The organism is Tabrizicola sp., from assembly GCF_041911175.1.
GTDB lineage: Bacteria > Pseudomonadota > Alphaproteobacteria > Rhodobacterales > Rhodobacteraceae > Tabrizicola.
The window spans coordinates 1-18,098 of record NZ_JAYRPN010000095.1 but is presented as its reverse complement, the minus strand read 5'-3'; the positions used below and the strand labels follow the sequence as shown (position 1 = coordinate 18,098).

Genomic DNA, 18,098 nt, shown 5'->3' with positions numbered 1-18,098 from the left:
CGGCAAGGCGACCGGCCAGCCAGAGGCCCGCAGCCAGCGCGATGAAGCGGTGCGGGGCGGATTTGGCGCCGGTCCAGCTGGGGACGGCGGTGAGCAGGAACCCGCCAAGCGCGGCCGAGCCATAGCCGAAGATCATCTCATGCGCGTGCCACAGATGCGGCGGCGCGGCGGTGGGCAGGTCCAGCACGCCGCCAAGCGCCTGGATCAGCAGGTAGCCCTCCCATACCGCCATCGCGACGAAGGCGAAAAGCCCGGCGGCAAGGAAGAACACGCGGAAACCGTCGCCGAACAGGCGCTTGAGGGAGGTCATGGGGCGGCTCCTTCCGCGCGGGCGCGGCGTTTCAGGACGGGGCATTGCGTCCCGTCGTTCATGATCACCTGGCAGCGCAGGCAGAGGACGCATTCGTTGGCGTTGATCCGCCCGATCGCGTCGATGGCGCCGACGGTGCATTTCGTCTCGCACATCCGGCATTCGCGGCCGCATTGCGGGCGGCGCTTCAGCCAGTCGAAGATCTTCAGCTTTGCCGGGATGGCAAGGCCCGCGCCAAGGGGGCAGAGGTAGCGGCAGTAGAAGCGTTCGATGAAGAGGCTGGCGGTCAGAAGGGCGGCGACGAAGAGGAGGAAGGGCCAGGCCCGCATGAAGCGCAAGGAGATGGCGGTCTTGAAGGGTTCGGCTTCGGCCAGGATCAGGGCGTCGCGCATGGAATAGAACGACAGCGCGAGGATGGCCATGAAGAGCGTGTACTTGATCACCCAGAGCCGCTCATGCAGCGCCTGCGGCACGGCGATCTGCTTCACGCCAAGCCTCTGCGCGGCCGCGTTGGTCAGTTCCTGCAGCGCGCCGAAGGGGCAGAGCCAGCCGCAATAGACCCCCCTGCCCCAGAAGAGCATCCCCAAGGCGGTGAAGCCCCAGAGGATGAAGATCACCGGCTCGATCAGGAAGGTCTCCCAGCGGAAGCCGGTGAGGAGGGAATGGACGAAGGCCACCACCTGCACCACGGAAAGCTGGCCGTTCAACCCCATGCCGAGGACGAGGAAGGTGGAGGCGAGGAAGGAAAGCCGCCCGATCCGCCAGAGGCGGGGCCGCCGGGTGATCCATTCCTGCGCGAAGAGGATCAGGGTCAGCACGGTCAGCATCAGCCCGACGATGGCGATCTGCGGGTGCTTGGCCTGCCAGGCCTGCTTCCACAGGGGTTCCGGTTCCGGCGGCGGGGCCAGGTGGAAGACGTCGGGCAGGGTGTAGGGAACCGCCACGGTCATCGCGACCTCGTCCGTCGCGGTGGGGCGGGTGGCGCGGATTTCGACGGTCAGGGGCTTGGTCGGGTCGATCTCGGGCGGGAGCGCGAAGAGGCTGATTTCCTTCATCTTCGGCGCGTCGGCCAGTTCCAGTGTCTTCAGCATCTGGAAACGGTCGTCGGTCGGCTGCCAGCGCGTCTTGCCCTGCACCACCGTCACCCGGTCGAAGGTGCCGGATTTCTTCCACTCGACCCCCCGGTGCGACTGCACCCCCTGCCCCATCACGATCAGCGCCGAGCCGCCCGCGCCAAGATTGCCGACGGCGCGGGTGAAATCCTGCTGGCCGAGAAGGTTCTGCCCGACGGTCGGCGGGTCGATCACCCCCACCCAGAGATGCAGGAAATCGCCCTCGCCGGGCGGAACCGGGACCTTCGCGCCTTCCAGCGCCGCCGCCGCCTCGGTCATCGAGACGCGGCGTTCGGTCAGTGCCCCCATCGCCAGAAGCTGATCCCAGGTCGCGGGGGAAAAGCTCAGCCGGTCCACGCCGCCGCCGGCCGCGATCAGCCCGCGCCCGATGGCCAGCGTCCGCGCCGTCCGCAGGATGCCGTCGCGGATCACGCCGGTCGAGACGGTGGCGCGACTGATCACCGCAGGCAAAGCGCTGGTGTCGGGCGCGGGCGCGGCGAGGTCGAAGCCCTTGAACCCCGCGACATAGGCGGCGATGTCGGCATCCGAAATGCCCAGCGTCAGTACGGGTTCGTTGTGCCGGACCAGCAGCGCCCCCGCGATCCGCGCCTCGGGCGTCACCGCCACCAGCACATCCAGCGGCCTGCCGGAATAGCCGACCGACCCGGCGATTTCCCAGGTCGAGCCGATCTGGCCCCGCACCTCGCCGCCCTGGCTGACCGACCAGCCCGGCACGCCCTCGTCGATCCGTGCCACCTGGACCGGGCCATCCAGACCCAGGAGCGCCGCCGCCTGTCCGGCAGTGGGGGCGGTCACGGTCAGCGCGTCGTCGGCAATCAGCCCCTCGGCCCGCGACGATGCCACGGACAGAAGCAAAGCGAGGACCGCTGCAAGAAGAACACGCATGGATGGGGCCTTTTCCAGTGTGACGGACCCTGCGGCGAAGGTGCCCGGCTCGCCTTAACGAAAGTCAAGGTAACGGAACCGTCATTGGCAGAGGGTCCGCGCAGCCTCACCAGCTGAACGGAGAGATTCCCATGACCACCCGAGCAAGACCCGCCAGGACGTTGTTACTGGGCACGGCTGCCTTGTTCCTGGGGCTGGCCGCGCCCGTGATCGCGGAAGACAAGCCCAAGGACCACGCCGACGGACCCGCCGCCGCCTACGAGCCCAACATGAACACGTTGGCTCAGATCAAGGTGGAAATCCCGGGCTTCAAGCCCGACGACCCGGTGATGACGCCGGAAGAGTTCCAGAAGGCGGCCACGATCTATTTCGAACGCTGCGCGGGTTGCCACGGCGTGCTGCGCAAGGGGGCGACGGGGAAACCGCTGACCACCGACATCACCCGCGAGAACGGGTATGACTACCTGCAGAGCTTCATCACCTACGGCTCGCCCGCGGGGATGCCGAACTGGGGCACCTCGGGTCAGTTGACCGAGGAAGAAGTGGGCATGATGGCCCGCTATCTGCTGCTGGAACCGCCGCAGCCGCCGGAATGGGGCATGCCGGAGATGATGGCGTCCTGGAAGGTCCTGGTGAAGCCCGAGGATCGGCCGAAAGAAAAGCAGAACGACATCGACATCGACAACCTGATGTCGGTCACGCTGCGCGATGCGGGGCAAGTCGCCCTGATCGACGGCGGTACCTACGAGATCAAGGCCGTGATCGACACCGGCTATGCGGTCCACATCAGCCGCATCTCGGCTTCGGGTCGCTACCTGTTCGTCATCGGCCGTGACGGTCTGGTGAACATGATCGACCTGTGGATGAAGGAACCCGCCACGGTTGCGTCGATCAAGATCGGCATCGAGGCGCGTTCGGTCGAGACCTCGAAGTTCGAGGGCTGGGAAGACAAGCTGGCCATCGCCGGCGCCTACTGGCCGCCGCAGTTCGTGATCATGGACGGCGAGACGCTGGAGCCGAAGAAGATCGTCTCGACCCGCGGCATGATCTACGACGAACAGACCTACCACCCGGAACCCCGCGTGGCCTCGATCCTGTCGTCGCACTTCAAGCCCGAGTTCATCGTGAACGTGAAGGAGACGGGGAAGATCCTCTTCGTCGACTACACCGACCTGAAGAACCTGAAGATGACCGAAATCGAGGCCGAACGCTTCCTGCATGACGGCGGCTTCGACTCGACCAAGCGCTACTTCATGGTGGCGGCAAACCAGCGCGGCAAGATCGCGGTGGTCGACACCAAGGAAGACAAGCTGGCGGCCCTGGTGGAAACCGGCGGCGCAACCCCGCACCCCGGGCGCGGCGCCAACTTCGTCCACCCGGTCTACGGTCCGGTCTGGGCCACCAGCCACCTTGGCGACGAATCGATCGCGCTGATCGGGACCGACCCGGAAGGGCACCCGGACCAGGCGTGGAAGGTCGTCGACAGCTTCTTCGGTCTGGGCGGCGGGTCCTTGTTCATCAAGACCAACCCGAACTCGACGCATCTCTACGTCGATGCGCCGCTGAACCCGGATGCCGAAGTCTCCGGCTCGGTCGCCGTGTTCGACATCTCGAAGATGGGCGGCGATCCCGCCGTGGACCCGGAATACACCACTCTGCCGATCGCGGAATGGGCCGGGATCCCGGAAGGCCAGCCGCGCGTGGTGCAGCCCGAGTTCAACAAGGACGGCACGGAAGTGTGGTTCTCGGTCTGGAACGGCAAGGACCAGGAATCGGCCATCGTCGTGGTCGATGATAAGACGCTGGAGCTGAAGACGGTGATCAAGGATCCGAAGCTGATCACGCCGACCGGCAAGTTCAACGTGCTGAACACGAAGGACGACATCTACTGAGGTTCCCAAGCCCGCGGGCCGGTCGTGACCCGCGGGCGCCTCCTGGCGGGGGTGCTGATTCCCTCTCATCCCCGCCCTTTTCCATTTCTCCCCCGGGGCTCGCCATGAAAGACCACAGCCACCTTCCCGGCCAAGTTCACCTGATCGGCGCCGGTCCGGGCGATCCCGAGCTGCTGACGCTGAAGGCCTTGCGGCTGATCCAGTCGGTCGACGTGGTGGTGCATGACCGGCTTGTCTCGCCCGAGATCATGGCGCTGGTGCCCGCAGGCGTGCGCCGGATCGACGTCGGCAAGCTGCCGAAATTCCACAAGGTCCCGCAAGAGGCGATCAATGCCCTGTTGGTCGACCTCGCCCGCGAGGGGCTGGTGGTCGCGCGGCTGAAGGGCGGCGATCCGATGATCTTCGGGCGCGGCTCGGAAGAGGCCGAAGCCTGTCGCTTGGCCGGTGTGGGCGTTTCCTACGTCCCCGGCATCACCTCGGCGCAGGGGGCTGCGGCCTCGACCGGGGTGCCGCTGACCCATCGCGGGCTGGCGACCGGCGTGCGCTATGTCACCGGCCACCGCGCGAAGGATGCGGTGCTGGACCTCGACTGGGCCTCGCTGGCGTCTGAAGATACCACGCTGGTCGTCTACATGGGCGCGGGCAACATCGCCGAGATCGCTCTGCAGCTGATGCGGCACGGGATGGCCCCTGCGCTGCCGGTGCTGGCGGTTTCTGCCGCCACCACCCCGCGCGAGGAGCGGTTGCTGTCGACATTGGGCCAGATCGGCACCGATGTGGCCAAGGCGCAGCCGGAAGCGCCGGTCCTTTTCGTCATCGGCCGGGTTGCGGGCATGTATCCCGAAATCGCCGAACTCGATGCCGCCCTCTGCGAAGGGGCCGGGATGGCCGCCTATGCGTAGCCTTCTGGCGCTGCTGGCGCTGGCGCTTCCCGCCGCGGCCGACATCGCCCCCAGCCGCGCGACGGAGCTGGAGCACATGGTCCTGCAGGACTGCGGCTCCTGCCACGGGCTGACCCGCAAGGGTGGCCTCGGGCGGCCCCTGACCGAAGCCGCGCTGGCCCATGCCGACCGGGAGGGGCTGGCGCTGATCATCCTCGACGGTGTGCCCGGCACCGCCATGCCGCCCTGGCGCCCGCTTCTGACCGAAGCCGAGGCGCTGTGGATCGCCGACTATCTGAAAGGGGAAACCCCATGAAACGCCTCTGCCTGCTCGCCCTTCTCGCCACGCCGCTCTGGGCCGGCGACGACCTGACCGCGACCGGGGACCTGGGCCTGGTGATCGAGCGCGCGACCGGCAGCCTGGTGCTGGTGGACCGCTCCGACCGTGCGGCGGTGGGCCGCATCGAGGGGCTGGGCGACCTGTCGCATGCCTCCCTCACCTATTCGCCCGACGAACGCTTCGCCTATGTCTTCGGGCGCGATGGCGGGCTGACCAAGGTGGATATCCTGACCCGCACGGTCGTCGCCCGCACGGTGCAGGCGGGCAATTCCATCGGCGGGGCGATTTCCGACGACGGCAAGCTGGTCGCCGTGTCGAACTATGAGCCCGGCGGGGTCAAGGTGTTCGACGCCGACACGCTGGAGCTGGTGGCCGACGTGCCCGCCGCGGGCAAGACCATCGGCCTGGTCGACGTGCCCGGCCGCCGCTTCGCCTGGGCGGTCTGGGACAGCGGCGAGGTGTTCCTCGGCGATTTCTCGGGCAAGGAGCCGGTCATCACCTCGCTGGGGACCGCGGGCAAGAACCCGTTCGACGCGGTGCTGACCGATGACGCGCATACTTACCTCGTCGGGCTTTTCGGCGAGAAGGGCGTCACCGCCTTCGACCTCTGGGATACGAACCCCAAGCCGCAGAAATTCCTCACCGACTACGGCAAGGAAGGTGAGGACATGCCGGTCTACAAGATGCCCCACCTGCAAAGCTGGGCCTTCGCCGAGGGGCAATATGCCCTGCCCGCCGTCGGGCGGCATGAGGTGCTGTGGGTCGATCGGACCTCGCTGGGCCAGACAGCGGCGACCGAGGTCGCGGGGCAGCCCGTGTTCATCATCGAACAGCCCGCAAGCCCCTATGTCTGGGTGAACTTCGCCCTGCCCGACAACGACAAGGTGCAGGTGATCGACAGCCGCAGCCATGAGGTCGTCGCCACCCTGACCCCCGGCAAGGCGATCCTGCACATGGAATTCGCCCCGCGCGGGGCGGAGGTCTGGCTCTCCGCCCGCGACGACAACAAGGTGGTGATCTACGACACCAAGACCCGCGAGAAGGTCGCGGAAATCCCTGCCGAGGCGCCAAGCGGCATCTTCTTCACCGCCCGCGCGCACCAGACCGGGCTCTGACCGCGATGAACCGGATCGACCCCATCGACCTGGCCCTGCTTGACGGATTCCAGCGCGACCTGCCGCTGGAAAGCCACCCCTTCGCGCGGATCGCCACAGGGTTGGGCCTGACCGAGACCGAGGTGATCGACCGCCTGTCGCGGCTGCAGGCGGCGGGGCGGATCGCCCGCGTCGGCGGCACCGTCCGGCCCAATACCGCCGGGGCCTCGACCCTGGCCGCCCTGGCCGTGCCGGAAGACCGCATCGACGAGGTCGCCGCCATCGTCGGGGCCGAGGCCGGGGTCAACCATTCCTACCAGCGCGAAAACGACTGGAACCTGTGGTTCGTGGCGACCGCGCCGGATGCCGAAGCCCTTGCCGCGATGCTGGCCCGGATCGAGACGGCAAGCGGCCTGCCGCTTCTCGACCTGCGCCTGGTCCGGCCCTTCAACATCGACCTTGGTTTCCCGCTGCGCGGCGACCGGGTGGCGATGCCCGGCAAGCGCGGGGTGGAAACCGCCGTGCTGCGCGCCGATGACAAGCCCCTGCTCGATGCGCTCTGTCGCGGGCTGGACCTGACGCCCCGGCCCTATGCCACGCTTGCCCTGCGGCTTGGCCGCGACGAGATCGCCATCCTGTCCCGCATCGGGGTGCTGCTGGCGGCGGGCATCCTGACCCGGCTGGGCGTGATCGTCCGGCATCGCGCGCTTGGCTTCACCTCGAACGCGATGGTGGTCTGGGATGTGCCGGAAGCGGCCACGCTGGCTGCCGGTCAGGCGCTGGCGGCGCTGCCGGGGGTGACACTGGCCTATGAACGCCGCCCGGTCGCCGGGGTCTGGCCGTACCGGCTGTATTGCATGATCCACGCCCGCTCCCGCGCGGCGGCCGAGGAGGTGCTGGCCACCGCCCGCGCCCTGCCCGCGTTGCAGGGCGTCGACCACCGTATCCTGTTTTCCACCCGCTGCTTCAAGCAGTCCGGGGCCCGTCTGTCGGAGGCCGCCTGATGCGCACCACCCTGCCGCCCGAGGCGCTTGACGCCACCGACCGCCTGCTGATCAACCGCTTGCAGGACGGCCTGCCACTGGAGCACGCCCCCTTCGCCCGCATCGCGCGCGAGGCGGGACTGACCGAGACCGAGGTCGTCGACCGCATCACCCATCTGCGCGAGATCGGCGCGATCACCCGCTTCGGCCCCTTCATCGACGCCGAGGCGATGGGCGGGGCCTTCTGTCTTTGCGCGATGGCGGTGCCTCAAGACCGCTTCGACGAGGTCATGACTTTGGTCAATGCCCGGCCCGAGGTGGCGCATAATTATGAACGCCTGCACCGGCTGAACATGTGGTTCGTCCTGGCGTGCGAAAAGCCCGATCAGATCGAGCAGGCAGCGGCGCAGATCGAGGGGGAGACAGGACTGACGGTCCTGCGCTTCCCCAAGTTGAAAGAGTTTTTCATCGGCTTCCGGGTAGAGGCATGACACTGGACGCGACCGACCGGCGGATACTGAAAGCGACGGCCTCCGGCCTGCCGCTGACGCCGCATCCGTTCGAGGAGGTCGCGCGCTGGCTGTTCCTGCCCGAAGGCGAAGTCATCGCCCGGATGGCGGCGATGCAGGAGGACGGCGTGATCCGCCGCGTGGCCGTCGCGCCCAACCACTATGCGCTGGGGATGGCCGCCAACGGGATGAGCGTCTGGGATCTGGACGATGCCCGGGCGGAAGAGCTTGGCGCCCAGGTCGGGGCGTTGTCCTTCGTCTCGCACTGCTACCTGCGCCCGCGCGCCCTGCCCGACTGGCCTTACAACCTCTTCGCCATGCTGCATGGCCGCACGCGTGAGGAAGTCGAGGCGAAGCGCGCCGAAGTGGCTGCGTTGCTGGGCGATGCCTGCCGGTCGAACGACATTCTCTATTCCACCCGCATCCTGAAGAAGACCGGGATGCGCCTTGCCGGAGAAGGCTGATGTTCCGCCTGACGCAATACATGCGCGAGCTTGTCCACCCGACCCCGGTCCGTCGCCGGACGGGCCCGGTCAAGCCGGTGGTGATCTGGAACCTGACCCGGACCTGCAACCTGCGCTGCCGCCACTGCTACACCACCAGCGCCGACGTGCCGTTTCCGGGCGAGTTGAGCCATGAGCAGGCGATGTCTGTGCTGGAGGATCTGTCGGGTTTTGGCATCCCGGCGCTGATCCTGTCGGGCGGCGAGCCGCTGAGCCGTTTCGACTTCTTCCCGCTGGCCGAACGCGCGCGCGAGCTGGGGTTCCGGCACCTGTCGCTGTCCACCAACGGCACCAAGGTCGCCGAGCACATCGACCAGCTGGTCGACCTCGCGTTCGACTATGTCGGCATCTCGCTGGACGGGATCGGCCAGATGAACGACTGGTTCCGGGGCGTCGACGGGGCCTTCGATGCGGCGCTGGCGGGGGTCAGGGCCTGCAAGGCCAAGGGCGTGAAAGTGGGGCTGCGCTTCACCATCACCGAGGACAACGCCGACATGCTGCCCGCGATGATCGACCTCTGCGATGCGGAAGGGGTGGACAAGTTCTACCTCTCGCACCTGGTCTACGCCGGGCGCGGCAACAAGAACCGGGGCGAGGATACCGAACGCGCGCGCACCCGGAAGGCGATGATGCAGCTGATCGACCGGGCCTGGGTGGCGGTGGCCGAGGACCAGCCGCTGGAGATCGTGACCGGCAACAACGACGCCGATGCGGTGTGGTTCCTGCGCTGGGTGGAACGGAACTTCCCCAGCCAGCGCGCCGCCCATGTGGCGCAGCACCTGGAGGCCTGGGGCGGCAATTCCAGCGGTCTGGGCGTGGCGAACATCGACCCGCAGGGCAAGGTGCACCCGGATACCTACTGGTCGGACTATACGGTGGGCAGCGTGAAGGACACGCCCTTCAGCCAGCTCTGGACCGGGGCGGACCCGATGCTCGCCACGCTCCGCCAGCGCCCCCGCCCGCTGAAGGGCCGTTGCGGCGCCTGCGCCTTCAAGGACATCTGCGGCGGCAACACCCGCATCCGCGCGCTGCAAGTCACCGGCGACCCCTGGGCCGAGGATCCGGCCTGCTACCTGACCAATGCCGAGATCGGGGTGGACGAGGCCGAGCGCGTCGCCGTCACCCCCTTCCGGGGGAAAAGCCATGATCCCGCGCATCGTTTCCTTTAGTCTCGCCGTCCTCCTGGCCTCCCCGGCCCTCGCCCAACCCGACGGAGCGGCGATCTATGCCGACCTCTGCGCCTCCTGCCATGCCGAGACGCGGCTTGGCGGCAAAGGCCCGGCACTGATCCCGGAAAGCCTGGGGCGGCTGAAGGGCGAGAAGCTGGCCGCCACCATCGCCGATGGCCGGGCGATGACCCAGATGCCCGCCTTCAAGGATACCTTGAAACCCGAAGAAATCGCCGCCGTCGCCGACTACATCAGCCAGCCGCTTGTCGCGCCGGTCTGGGGCGAGGCGGAAATCGCCGACTCGCGCATGCTGCGTGACGACTACACCCCCGCCGCCGCACCCGTGTTCACAGCCGACCCGATGAACATCACGCTGGTGGTGGAAACCGGCGACAGCCATATCTCTGTGCTGGACGGCGATACATTCGACGTGCTCGACCGTTTCGAGACCCCCTTCGCCGTCCACGGCGGGCCGAAATTCAGCTCGGACGGGCGCTATGTCTTCGTCATGTCGCGCGACGGCTGGGTGCAGAAATACGACATCTGGTCGCTGCACGAAGTGGGCCGGGTTCGCGCGGGGCTGAACAGCCGCAACATCGCGATGAGCGCGGATGGCAAGTATCTCGCCGTCGCCAACTACCTGCCGAACACGCTCACCATCCTGAACGCCGCCGACCTGACCGTGGCGAAGGTGTTCGACGTCAAGGGCCGCAATGGCGACCCCAGCCGTGTCTCGGCCGTCTACCAGGCCCCGGAACGCGGCACTTTCGTCCTGGCGCTGAAGGACGTGCCGGAAATCTGGGAGGTGGCCTTCACCGAAGACGGCGGCCCCTATACCGAAGGCTTCGTCCACAACAACGAAAACGGCATGGAAGAGGTGATGGGCGCGGAAAAGGGCCTCTTCGCCCGCCGCCGGATCGAGATTTCCGCGCCGCTGGACGATTTCTTCTTCTCCCCCGACTACCGGGAGCTGATCGGCGCCAACCGCGAGGGCGAAACCGGAGTGGTGGTGAACCTCGATGTGGGCCGCGAGATCGCCAGCCTGCCCCTGCCCGGCATGCCGCACCTGGGGTCCGGGATCAGCTGGGAACGGAACGGCCACCGGGTCGTGGCCATCCCGCACCTGAACGAAGGCCGGATCTCGGTGATCGACATGGAGGACTGGTCGCTGATCAAGACCATCGAGACCGCCGGCCCCGGATTCTTCCTGCGCAGCCACGACGGCACACCCTATCTCTGGGCCGATGTCTTCACCGGCGAGCACAAGGGCGAGATGCACATCATCGACAAGCAGTCGCTGGAAGTGGTCAAGGTGCTGAAGCCCGCACCCGGCAAGACCGTGGCGCATACCGAGTTCACCCGGGACGGCAAATATGCTCTTGTCTCGATCTGGGAGATGGACGGGGCGGTCATCGTCTACGATGCGGCGACCTTCGAGGAACTGAAACGCCTGCCGATGGTTAAGCCGTCAGGAAAGTACAATGTCTGGAACAAGATCACCTTCGAGGACGGCACCAGCCACTAGGCCCTCCTGGCGGCTGATGGCGGTTCTCTGGCCCTTTGCCACTTCCGCCGTGGCCATCAACCTCTTTCTCCTCGGCCTGATCGGTCTGGCCGTTGGCCTGCCGTCGATGCAACCCGTCACCGCGCTCTGGCTCTCGCTCCCCCTGGGACTTCCGGCGACCTGGGCCGCCGCCCGCTGGGTGACACGCCTGATCGCCGAGGCCGAGCGGGCCTGACCTAAGTCAAGGCCGACCCCCCTGCCCCGTGCCAACACCCGTTTCAGCAACCCCGAAAGGAAAACCCATGTTCAAACACCTGCTCCCCATCCTCGCCCTGGTGGTCGCCGCCCCGGCCTTCGCCGATCCCGACGCGGCCAAGGGCGAGGAAAACTTCAAGAAGTGCAAATCCTGCCACTCGATCATCGCGCCCGATGGGACCGAAGTGCAGAAGGGCGGCAAGACCGGCCCGAACCTGTTCGGCGTCGTCGGCCGCGCCGTCGCCTCTGCGCCCGACTTCAAGTATGGCGAGGGCATGCTTGAGGTGAATGCCAAGGGCACCGTCTGGGACGAAGCCCTGATCACCGCCTATCTTGCCGACCCGACCGCCTGGGTGAAGGCCACCACCGGCGACGATGCCGCCAAGTCGAAGATGAGCTTCAAGCTGTCCGACGCCGAAATCGCTGCCGACATGGCGGCCTACCTCGCGACGCAGAAGTAAGCCAGACTTTCCCGGCCCCTGCCCTTGCGGCGGGGGCTATCCCCCCGACACCACCTCGACGCGGGCCAGGCCGGGCTCGCAGGCCTGCGCCGCGCGTTCCAGCCGGTGCAGGTGGTTCGCGCGCAGGTAGTCGGCATGAAACCGGCTGGGCGCCACCAGCCGCAGGCAGCCCTCATCCGGCAGATCGGCCTGCAGGGCGGCAAACCACGCGCCATAGAGATGCGGGTCCTCGCGGTGCAGCATCGCCTGGATGCGCGGCCAGAGCCCGCCTTCGCCCATTGGCAGGGGAAAGCTGATCACGTTGCTTTGCGCAGGCTGCCGGGCCGCCTCTGGGGCCTCGGCAGGCGCGCTCATCCGCGCCAGGAAGTCCGGCCCCACCCGCGCCCAGTCCGGCCCCGTGCCCTCCAGGATGCGTGCCAGGCCCAACCCATGCACCGCCACCCTGCCCCGCGCCGCGGCCCGCTTCTGCACCAGCCAGCCCAGCTCGCGCAACTTTGCGATGTCGCGCTTGACGCTGCGCTCGTCGATAGACCACAGCTCTGCCATCTCGCGCTGGCCGACCATCAACTCGTCCGCGATCCAGTTGTAGCGGGCGACGATCAGTGTGATCAGCCGGAGAACCAGGCGTTGCCGGTGCTTGTCCCCCGCGCAGCCATGCACCCCAAGCGCCGAGAGGATGTCATATTTCAGCGAGGCCGCATTGCGCCCCGTCGCCCGCTTCTGGGGCCACGCCTTCTGCATCGTCTGACTGCCCTTCGCTCTGCCCGGGATCGGTTGGACTCTGCTGATCCAACGTTATTGCCGATCTTGGGATGATTAGCGTTGAGTTTTTCGATTCTGTCAAGCGACCGCACGGTGGGCCGGGTTTTGCCCTTCGAAACCAACGGAAGAAAAATGGTTCCCTGGTATAGGGGGACAGACAGGATGTCCCGCCATTGCGACACTATGTCCCCTCAAATCATGGTGGGGGTCAAGGATTGTCCCCCCAAATTGTTGTGCACTCGCCCGGGCGCCTGCGAATCGGTTGCCGAGGCTGTCCCTGCGGTTTCCCTGGCCTGTCCCGGTCCTTCCGATTTCCCCGCGGGGAAATCCTCTCAAGATGACTTCGCATTTGCGCAAATGTCAAATTCGGCGTATTTCCGGTTTCAGGAAGGAATTAACGTTGGGAACAACAATGTTCGGACACAAGGACCTCCAGCAGCTTCGCGACAGCTCGCTGAAGATGCAGGGCTGGATCAGGAAGCAGACCTTCTCGCCCGGGAACGAGAAGGTGCTGCGCCGCTTTTCCTCGTGGGAGGTGGCCGAGCTGATCTTCCAGGTCAACCAGAACACCTTCCGCGGCCGTCTGGTGGCCGAGCCGGGACTTCCCGGCGGGGAAATCGAGGCTGACGGACGCCAGCGCTGGTTCAGCCTCGACGAGGTGAACGAGATGCGGCGCAAGATGAAGATCAACCGCCGCAGCCTGCTGCCCGAACGGCCCAAGGGCAAGCGGGCGATCCGGGTGGCGGTGGCGAACTTCAAGGGCGGCGCCGGCAAGTCGACCGTCGCGTTGCACTTCGCCCATGCCGCCGCGCTGGACGGTTACCGGGTGCTGACCGTCGACTTCGACCCGCAGGCCACCTTGTCGCATTCGATGGGGCTTTCGGACGTCAGCGAGGAACACACGGTCTGGGGCATCATGGCCCGGGACCTCATCCGCGAGACCGACCGGATGAATGCCCGCGCCGCCGGGGCCGAGTCGGGCCGCCAGGTCCCCACCCGGCGCCTGCCCCCCTCGGTCTCGGACACCGGCCTGGGCGAGTTGCGCGCGACCGACTTCATCAAGCCGACCTGCTGGCCCACCATCGACATCGTGCCGTCCTGCGCCAACGCGGCCTTCGTGGAATTTGCCAGCGCCCAGTATCGCCACCTGAACCCCGAATGGTCCTTCTTCGCCGCCGTCTCGCGCTGGCTGGATACCCTGCCCGACGACGCCTATGACATGGTGATCTTCGACTGCCCGCCCGCCATCGGCTACCAGTCGATGAACGCGGTCTTCGCGGCGGATGTGCTCTATATCCCCTCCGGCCCCGGCTATTGGGAATACGACTCCACCACCTCCTTCATCGGTCAGCTGGCCGAGGCCTTGTCGGACCTAGCGGATTTCGGTGCCGATTTCCCCGCGGGGAAATCGCGACTGCCGAAGGCATTCCTCGACGTCCGCTTCCTGCTGACCCGCTATGAGCCCGGCAACGAGTTGCACCGCGCGATGCGGGATGCCTTTGCCAAGGTCTTCGGCGACAGGATGACCGAACACCCGATCGAACACACCCGCGCGGTGGAGCAGTCGGGACGGTTCCTGTCCTCGATCTACGAGATCGACTACCGCGACATGACCCGCGAAACCTGGCGCCGCGCGCGGGCGACGTTCGATCAGGCCTATGTCGAGTTCAAGTCCCATGTCCTCAAGGCCTGGGCGCAGATGGAGAGTGACGCATGAGCAAGAAGCGCCGCATGTTCGACATCGACCTTCCCGAAGACGAGGTCGAGTCCCCTGCCCCCTCCGAGCCGCAGCGGCGCGGTCCGATGGCCACCGCGATAACCGAGACCGGCGAAGCAAGCCGCCAGCGCGCCGAGGTCGAGGCTGCGATCCGGGCCGAGAACGATGCACTGGCGCATGAGTTCGTCCGGCTGAAGAAGCTGGGCCTGATCACCGACATGGTTCCGGTGGCCGAGGTCCGGGTCCGCAAGCTGGTCCGCGACCGCAGCCAGCGGCAGGAGCCGGAGATTGCCGACCTGATGGCCTCGCTGCGGGCGGTCGGGCTGTCGAACCCGATCCGGGTCGAGCAGGCGGCGGACGGTGGCTATGAGCTGGTCGAGGGCTGGCGGCGCCTGACCGCGTTCCGGGCGCTGCTGGCAGAGACGGGCGAGGATCGCTGGGCCCGCATCCCCGCCAGCTTCGTTCCCCACGGAGAAACCGTGGAAGGGCTCTACCGGCGCATGGTGGACGAGAATCTGGTGCGGAAGGACATCTCCTGGGCCGAGATGGCACGGTTGGCGCGCGCCTATGTCGAGGACGGGGTCGGCGGCTGCGAGGATCTGGACCAGGCGGTGAACCAGCTTTTCGCCTCGACCAACCCGCAGAAGCGGTCCTATATCCGGCGCTTCGCCTATCTGCTGTCGCGGCTGGAGAAGCAGCTGGAACACCCCGAGACGATCCCGCGGGCGCTTGGCCTGTCGCTGGCGCAGCGGCTGGAGCAGGAGCCGGGGCTGGTCGCCCGTATCGTCCAGGCGCTGCAGGCCGCCCCGAAGCGGAGCGCGGAGGAGGAGGTCGCGATCCTGCAGGGGTTCGACCGGGCCGAGCCGGTGGCGATTTCCCCGCGGGGAAATCCGGGGCGAGGGCGGCCAGCCAAGCGCGGGAAGACGGTGCTGCGCCTGCCGCTGGCCGCTGGCGAGGTGAAGTGCACCGCCGCCGCCGGCAAGGTCGAGCTGCAGCTTGACCGCGACTTCTCCACTGTCGAACGCGGGCGGCTTGAAGCGGCGATCGAGGCCTTCTTCCGCGAACTGGGCTGAGAGGGCAGGGTGCCGATTTCCCCGCGGGGAAATCACTTGCCGTTCAATCGCCCAGGAGGTCGGCTGCCGGGTTCTCGCTGATCTCGACATCGGCATAGTATTTCTGAGCCTGCACCGCCGACCGGTGCAGGCTCAGTTTCATCGCGGCGGCCAGCGGTGCGCCGTCCAGCGCCGCCTGGGTCAGGAAGCCCGCGCGCAGCCCGTGCGGGGTGGCGAAGTCCTCCGGCAGGCCCGCCAGCCGCAGGCGATGGCGCAGGATCAGCCGCAGTGCGTCGGGGGCAAGGCGGCGGGGCAGGGCGCGACCGGACTTGCTGATGGGCCGAAACAGCGGGCCCTCGGTGATCCCCGTCTCCTCAAGCCAGTGAACCACGGCGCGCGCGGCCCGGCCCTTCAGCGGCAGGCGGGGGGCCTTGTCCCTGCCGGTGGTCTTGGTCTGCCACAACCGGATCCAGACCAGCCCCCTGGCGGTGAAGTCGTCAAGGCCGATGTCCTGGACGTCCAGGGCGGTGACCTCTGACCGCCGCCGCCCGCCGGACGCAAAGGCCAGCATGAGCAACGCCCGGTCGCGATTTCCCCGCGGGGAAATATCACAGGTGGCGAGCAGAGCCTCCAGAATGTCCCGGGTGATCGGCTTGGGCGACTTCGGGGCGCGGGGCCGGGCATTGGCGCGGCGGGCCTTCTGGCGGGCCTGTTGCACCAGGGGGGCTGCGAACGGTGCGGTAAGGTTCCGCATACGATGAAAGGCCTGCCAGCTGGCGATCCGGCGGTCTAGCGTGGCCGGGGCAGGGCAGGTCAGCGCGACGCGGAGGCCGAGGGCGACGAGTTCCAGCGCCGCATCCTGCGCCGGGCCGGGCCTGTCGGTCAGGTCCGAGGCGTGGTCGAGGACGAAGCGCAGGGCGACACGTTCCTCTTCGGGCCAGGCGAGCGGCTGGCCGAAGGTGGCCATCTTCCAGGCAGAGATATAGGCCAGGTCGCGCTCCCAGGCGCGCAGGGTATTGGGCGGGGTGCCGCGCCGGTAAAGCTCGGTCAGGGCGGCTTCGTCGGTATCCGACAGCTGGGCATAGGCGGGCAGGGCGAGGGTGGTCATGACCCGTCCTTGCGCAGAAGCCGGACCAACATGTGGCGCTGATGGTCCTGCCCGCCGAAGAACACCGCCAGGACCCGGACCTGCTTGGTATCGGCGTCGGGGAGGAACCAGTAGATTGCGCCGTCCAGGACCAGGTGCCGGAGGCCCGGGAGCAGGTCTTCCTGTGCCGCACCCCGGAAGGGAGCCGTGGCCAGACGTTCGGCAGTGGCGATGATCGCCTCGATCCGTGTCTCGGCATGTCGCGCCGCTTCGGTGGGGCTTTCTCCGAACGCGCAATAGGCGCGGATCAGATGGTCTTCGATCAGGGAGAGGTCGTCGACGGCAGCCGTGGCAAAGACGACCGTCCAGTCAGCCGCAGTCATTCCTGGGCGGCGGCGCGCCGGGAGGCCACGCGGGCGCGAAGGGCATCACCGGACAGGAACGCGCTGTTGGCCCGTTCGGCAAGCAATGCCTGCAGGGCGGCCCGATCGGCCTGCGCATCGGCGTCCTGCTGGCGCAGGAGGTCCAGACCCTGCTGCACGACGGCGCTGACCGAGGCGAAGCGACCGCCCTCAACGAGCGTCTTTGCGAACCTGTACTGGTCGTCACGCAGCGAGATGGAGCTTTTGATCGTCATGGTGTCCTCCATCGCAATAGTGTGACCTGGTAGCACCGGAATGGCAAGGCGCGGCTCACCTTCTGCGCATCTTGCGGCCCAGAATGCGTCATTTCCAGCGCTGGCTCAACAGTCATGATAAGGCGGACTTATCGTGAGTGATGGCGCGCGCCGGAAAGTGCTTCGGTAACGCGCAAAACCGTGCCAGAATGCAACTGTGATGCACGGACGGCAAGGCCACGAAGACGCTGACACCGGATTGCCCGGGCCTTACGACGGGGCTGCGGCGGAAGAGCCCTGGTTCCTACCCGACGAGGCTGAGGTCTTCGCATTCCCCGTCCCGAAACCCGAGCGCGGAGGGCTGGTTGCGGCGGCGGACTGGCGCGAGGCCGAGGCAGCGCTGGCAGCGGACCTGGCCGAGCTTGCCTTTGACGCGGGGCGGCTGGCCGAGCGGTTGCGGGTCGCCGGGGCAGGGGCGGTGCAACGGTTGGCGCTGGAGGAAGCGGCGGCTCTCAGTTGGTGGACCGGCGACCGGGTCGGAGCGGACCGGCTGGCGCTGTGGCTGTCCTACCGGATCGGCGCGGCGGAGGAGGGCGGCGAGGCGCTGATCCGGACCGCCTGGGCGGCCCGGCGGCTGATGGCCGTTCCGTCCATTGGTGTCGAGGCTGTAGTGAGCGATCTGCTGGGCGAGGCGGGGCGCGGGGATGCGGACCTTGCCCTCGACCTTGCCGGAGCGCTGGCGGGACTGGACGGGCGATTTGCCGTGACGCGGGGCTGTGCGGCGTTCCACCTGTGGCGGAGCCTGGACGAGCGGCCGGAGCATCTGCGTGGGCTGGAGGCGGCGGTGCTGGGGGCGCGGCTTGCGGCGGGGCAAGGGAGAGTGGCCTTCCTGCCGCTGGCGCTGACCGGCTTCGGGGCGCTTGTCGCCTCGGGTCCGCCGGAGCG

Annotated in this window: 19 protein-coding genes and 1 pseudogene; 14 read left to right on the top strand and 6 right to left on the bottom strand. The window is 67.5% G+C overall.

The features are described from left to right. Both ACE3P6_RS13030 and ACE3P6_RS13025 read right to left on the bottom strand, forming a co-directional pair. The coding region (locus ACE3P6_RS13030) for an NnrS family protein (protein WP_374395684.1) at positions 1-310 on the bottom strand (310 nt) is incomplete at its 3' end. Next, positions 307-2,328 (bottom strand): 4Fe-4S binding protein, encoded by a 2,022-nt coding sequence (locus ACE3P6_RS13025; RefSeq protein ID WP_374395682.1) that lies wholly within the window; start codon positions 2,326-2,328, stop codon positions 307-309. The genes ACE3P6_RS13030 and ACE3P6_RS13025, both read right to left, overlap by 4 nt. Before the next feature lie 131 nt (positions 2,329-2,459). On the opposite strand from ACE3P6_RS13025, the gene ACE3P6_RS13020 reads away from it, so the two are divergent. The 11 genes from ACE3P6_RS13020 to ACE3P6_RS12970 all read left to right on the top strand — a co-directional run bounded on the left by ACE3P6_RS13020 (position 2,460) and on the right by ACE3P6_RS12970 (position 11,919). Then, entirely contained in the window at positions 2,460-4,220 is a 1,761-nt protein-coding gene (locus ACE3P6_RS13020; RefSeq protein ID WP_374371514.1) for a cytochrome D1 domain-containing protein, read from the top strand. A 104-nt stretch (positions 4,221-4,324) separates the two neighbouring features. Further along, the gene (gene cobA, locus ACE3P6_RS13015) at positions 4,325-5,122 is read left to right on the top strand and encodes a uroporphyrinogen-III C-methyltransferase (protein ID WP_374395679.1); all 798 of its coding nucleotides are present in this window, start codon (positions 4,325-4,327) and stop codon (positions 5,120-5,122) included. Beyond that, complete coding sequence (locus ACE3P6_RS13010; protein WP_374395677.1) at positions 5,115-5,417, top strand: cytochrome c; 303 nt, start codon at positions 5,115-5,117, stop codon at positions 5,415-5,417. Before cobA ends, ACE3P6_RS13010 begins: the two co-directional genes overlap by 8 nt. Further along, positions 5,414-6,556: a cytochrome D1 domain-containing protein gene (locus tag ACE3P6_RS13005; RefSeq protein ID WP_374395675.1), complete on the top strand. Its 1,143-nt coding sequence runs from the start codon at positions 5,414-5,416 to the stop codon at positions 6,554-6,556. Before ACE3P6_RS13010 ends, ACE3P6_RS13005 begins: the two co-directional genes overlap by 4 nt. Positions 6,557-6,561: 5 nt before the next feature. Next, positions 6,562-7,539, top strand: coding sequence for an Lrp/AsnC family transcriptional regulator (locus tag ACE3P6_RS13000; protein WP_374395672.1), 978 nt, complete (start codon positions 6,562-6,564; stop codon positions 7,537-7,539). Beyond that, on the top strand, positions 7,539-8,009 hold the full coding sequence (locus ACE3P6_RS12995) for an Lrp/AsnC family transcriptional regulator (RefSeq protein ID WP_374395670.1): 471 nt from the start codon (positions 7,539-7,541) through the stop codon (positions 8,007-8,009). Before ACE3P6_RS13000 ends, ACE3P6_RS12995 begins: the two co-directional genes overlap by 1 nt. Further along, the gene (locus ACE3P6_RS12990; RefSeq protein ID WP_374395668.1) at positions 8,006-8,491 is read left to right on the top strand and encodes an Lrp/AsnC family transcriptional regulator; all 486 of its coding nucleotides are present in this window, start codon (positions 8,006-8,008) and stop codon (positions 8,489-8,491) included. Before ACE3P6_RS12995 ends, ACE3P6_RS12990 begins: the two co-directional genes overlap by 4 nt. Then, a complete protein-coding gene (gene nirJ, locus ACE3P6_RS12985) occupies positions 8,491-9,699 on the top strand; it encodes a heme d1 biosynthesis radical SAM protein NirJ (RefSeq protein WP_374395667.1) in 1,209 nt (402 codons plus the stop codon). The genes ACE3P6_RS12990 and nirJ overlap by 1 nt, the downstream gene beginning before the upstream one ends. Then, positions 9,674-11,224 (top strand): cytochrome D1 domain-containing protein, encoded by a 1,551-nt coding sequence (locus ACE3P6_RS12980; protein WP_374395665.1) that lies wholly within the window; start codon positions 9,674-9,676, stop codon positions 11,222-11,224. The genes nirJ and ACE3P6_RS12980 overlap by 26 nt, the downstream gene beginning before the upstream one ends. A 16-nt stretch (positions 11,225-11,240) precedes the next feature. Beyond that, positions 11,241-11,438, top strand: a complete 198-nt coding sequence (locus tag ACE3P6_RS12975; RefSeq protein WP_374371496.1) for a hypothetical protein — start codon at positions 11,241-11,243, stop codon at positions 11,436-11,438. Positions 11,439-11,505: 67 nt separating this feature from the next. Then, complete coding sequence (locus tag ACE3P6_RS12970; protein WP_374371494.1) at positions 11,506-11,919, top strand: cytochrome c family protein; 414 nt, start codon at positions 11,506-11,508, stop codon at positions 11,917-11,919. A gap of 36 nt (positions 11,920-11,955) precedes the next feature. Here the strand turns inward: ACE3P6_RS12970 and ACE3P6_RS12965 are convergent, their stop codons facing one another. Then, positions 11,956-12,660: a DnaA N-terminal domain-containing protein gene (locus ACE3P6_RS12965; protein WP_374395662.1), complete on the bottom strand. Its 705-nt coding sequence runs from the start codon at positions 12,658-12,660 to the stop codon at positions 11,956-11,958. A gap of 433 nt (positions 12,661-13,093) precedes the next feature. On the opposite strand from ACE3P6_RS12965, the gene ACE3P6_RS12960 reads away from it, so the two are divergent. Both ACE3P6_RS12960 and ACE3P6_RS12955 read left to right on the top strand, forming a co-directional pair. Continuing rightward, positions 13,094-14,398, top strand: a complete 1,305-nt coding sequence (locus ACE3P6_RS12960) for an AAA family ATPase (protein ID WP_374395659.1) — start codon at positions 13,094-13,096, stop codon at positions 14,396-14,398. Next, positions 14,395-15,471, top strand: coding sequence for a ParB/RepB/Spo0J family partition protein (locus ACE3P6_RS12955; RefSeq protein WP_374395658.1), 1,077 nt, complete (start codon positions 14,395-14,397; stop codon positions 15,469-15,471). The genes ACE3P6_RS12960 and ACE3P6_RS12955 overlap by 4 nt, the downstream gene beginning before the upstream one ends. 43 nt (positions 15,472-15,514) lie before the next feature. Here the strand turns inward: ACE3P6_RS12955 and ACE3P6_RS12950 are convergent, their stop codons facing one another. From ACE3P6_RS12950 to ACE3P6_RS12940, 3 genes are read right to left on the bottom strand one after another with little or no spacing between them, the layout of a single operon-like run. Then, positions 15,515-16,558 (bottom strand): tyrosine-type recombinase/integrase, encoded by a 1,044-nt coding sequence (locus ACE3P6_RS12950; RefSeq protein WP_374395656.1) that lies wholly within the window; start codon positions 16,556-16,558, stop codon positions 15,515-15,517. Then, entirely contained in the window at positions 16,555-16,920 is a 366-nt protein-coding gene (locus ACE3P6_RS12945; protein WP_374395654.1) for a type II toxin-antitoxin system RelE/ParE family toxin, read from the bottom strand. Before ACE3P6_RS12945 ends, ACE3P6_RS12950 begins: the two co-directional genes overlap by 4 nt. Further along, positions 16,917-17,186 carry a type II toxin-antitoxin system ParD family antitoxin gene (locus ACE3P6_RS12940; RefSeq protein WP_374395651.1) on the bottom strand — a complete coding sequence of 90 codons (270 nt, stop codon included), beginning with the start codon at positions 17,184-17,186 and terminating at the stop codon, positions 16,917-16,919. The genes ACE3P6_RS12945 and ACE3P6_RS12940 overlap by 4 nt, the downstream gene beginning before the upstream one ends. Before the next feature lie 187 nt (positions 17,187-17,373). Here ACE3P6_RS12940 and ACE3P6_RS12935 point away from each other — a divergent pair. Continuing rightward, positions 17,374-18,098, top strand: a pseudogene (locus ACE3P6_RS12935) (hypothetical protein); the annotation flags it as partial.